Annotated in this window: 2 protein-coding genes; one reads left to right on the top strand and one right to left on the bottom strand. The window is 66.5% G+C overall.

The genetic code is table 11. The features are described 5' to 3' along the window. Positions 1–1,643 (bottom strand): molecular chaperone DnaK (gene dnaK / locus B4E30_RS10070; protein ID WP_286795144.1); only part of this gene is annotated, 1,643 nt, incomplete at its 3' end. Between the two features lie 273 nt (positions 1,644–1,916). Between dnaK and B4E30_RS10075 the strand changes: the two genes are divergently transcribed. Continuing rightward, a complete protein-coding gene (locus tag B4E30_RS10075) occupies positions 1,917–2,297 on the top strand; it encodes a prepilin-type N-terminal cleavage/methylation domain-containing protein (protein WP_286795146.1) in 381 nt (126 codons plus the stop codon). Positions 2,298–2,337 lie beyond the last annotated feature (40 nt).

Raw genomic sequence — 2,337 nt, forward strand, 5'->3', positions numbered from 1 at the left:
AGGGCGTCGACGTCGGCCTGCACCTCGGTCTTGACCTCTTCGGGCAGCTTGTCGGCGTTGTCGGAGATGAGCTTCTCGACCGAGTACGACGTGGTCTCGGCCTGGTTTCGCACCTCGGCGGCCTCACGGCGCTTCTTGTCGTCGGCGGCGTGCTCCTCGGCCTCGCGCACCATGCGGTCGATGTCCTCCTTGGGCAGCGACGAGCCGCCCGTGATGGTCATGGACTGCTCGGTGCCGGTGCCCTTGTCCTTCGCGGACACGTGCACGATGCCGTTGGCGTCGATGTCGAAGGTGACCTCGACCTGCGGGATGCCGCGCGGGGCCGGCGCGATGCCGGTGAGCTCGAAGGTGCCCAGCGGCTTGTTGTCGCGGGTGAACTCGCGCTCGCCCTGGAAGACCTGGATCGCGACCGACGGCTGGTTGTCGTCGGCGGTCGTGAAGGTCTCGCTCCGCTTGGTGGGGATGGCGGTGTTGCGCTCGATGAGCTTGGTCATGATGCCGCCCTTGGTCTCGATGCCGAGGCTCAGCGGGGTGACGTCGATGAGCAGCACGTCCTTGCGCTCGCCCTTCAGGACACCGGCCTGCAGGGCGGCGCCGACGGCGACGACCTCATCCGGGTTGACGCCCTTGTTGGCGTCCTTGCCCGTCTCCTTCTTCACCAGCTCGGCGACCGCGGGCATGCGGGTCGAGCCACCGACGAGCACGACGTGGGCGATGTCGGCGACCTTGATGCCGGCTTCGCGGATGACGTCTTCGAACGGCTTCTTGGTGCGGTCCAGGAGGTCCTTGGTGAGGTCTTCGAACTTGGCGCGCGACAGCGTCTCCGACAGCGACACCGGGCCCGACTCGGTCAGCGACAGGTAGGGCAGGTTGATCGAGGTCGACGACGAGCTGGAGAGCTCCTTCTTCGCCTGCTCCGCGGCCTCCTTGAGGCGCTGCAGCGCGATCTTGTCGCCCGAGACGTCGACGCCGGTGGTCTCCTTGAACTGCTTGATCAGGTAGTCCACGACGCGCTGGTCCCAGTCGTCGCCACCGAGGCGGTTGTCACCCGAGGTGGCGCGCACCTGGATGGTCGAGAAGTCGTCGTCCTTGCCCACCTCGAGCAGCGAGACGTCGAAGGTTCCGCCACCGAGGTCGAAGACGAGGATGAGCTCGTCCTCCTGGCCCTTGTCGAGGCCGTAGGCGAGCGCGGCCGCGGTCGGCTCGTTGATGATGCGGAGCACGTTCAGGCCCGCGATCTCGCCGGCCTCCTTCGTGGCCTGACGCTCGGCGTCGTTGAAGTACGCAGGGACCGTGATGACCGCGTCGGTCACCGTGTCACCGAGGTACTCCTCGGCGTCGCGCTTGAGCTTCATGAGGATGCGCGCGGAGATCTCCTGCGGCGTCCACTTCTTGCCGTCGACGTCGAAGCCCCAGTCGGTGCCCATGTGGCGCTTGACGCTCGAGACGGTGCGGTCGACGTTGGTGACGGCCTGGCGCTTGGCGGTCTCGCCGACGAGCACCTCGCCGTCCTTGGTGTAGGCGACCACCGAGGGGGTGGTGCGGAAGCCCTCGGCGTTCGCGATCACCTTGGGCTCGCCGCCCTCCAGCACGCTGACGACGGAGTTCGTCGTACCGAGGTCGATTCCAACAGCACGGGGCATGTCTTCTCCTTCTTGGTGGGGCCGAAGCGGATGCGCGGCCCGGGTCGTTGCCGAAAGTCACGGGTCGACTCAGGGACCTGAGCCGAGACGACTCAAGCGTAGACCGCACGGTTCGCGGTGTCAAATGAAGTTGATATGCATCGGCTCAAGTTTCGGTGCTGAAGGAAACCTGAGGAACGCCTGACGTCGGGGCATTGGAGACCTGAGGTGCGCTGGGGACAGTGGATGCCGCGGGGACCTCCCGCACCCTCGACACCGCTAAGGGAGACTCGCATGACCACTTACATCGCCGCCCTGCGGCGTCGCAAGGAGAACGGCGACGCCGGCTTCTCGCTCATCGAACTGATCGTCGTCGTCGTGATTCTCGGCGTCCTCGCCGCCATCGCCGTCCCCGTCTTCATGGGGCTGCAGGAACAGGCTGAGGAAAGCGCCGTCGAAACGGCAGCTGCAAACGGCGCGTCTCAGGTCGCGGCACAACTGGCTGAGGGAGAAGTTCCGGATCTCGACAGCTTCGTCGCGGAAGGGATGACCGTTTCACTCACCGCGCCCACCGCAGCCGCTGACGCGACCCTCAGTAACTACTGCGTAACCGCGGATAACGGGGACGGGACCACCGCTACCTCCGGCCCCGGCTGCACTGTTCCCACACCCTGACCCAGCCCCTTCACCTCGGCCGGGTCGACGCGTGGCGTCG

The organism is Microbacterium sp. UBA3394 (genome assembly GCF_002358725.1).
Taxonomy (GTDB): domain Bacteria; phylum Actinomycetota; class Actinomycetes; order Actinomycetales; family Microbacteriaceae; genus Microbacterium; species Microbacterium luteum.

Bases quoted from the DNA above. Each gene is read 5' to 3' on its own strand.
- B4E30_RS10075 (WP_286795146.1), top strand. From the start codon at position 1,917: ATGACCACTTACATCGCCGCCCTGCGGCGTCGCAAGGAGAACGGCGAC.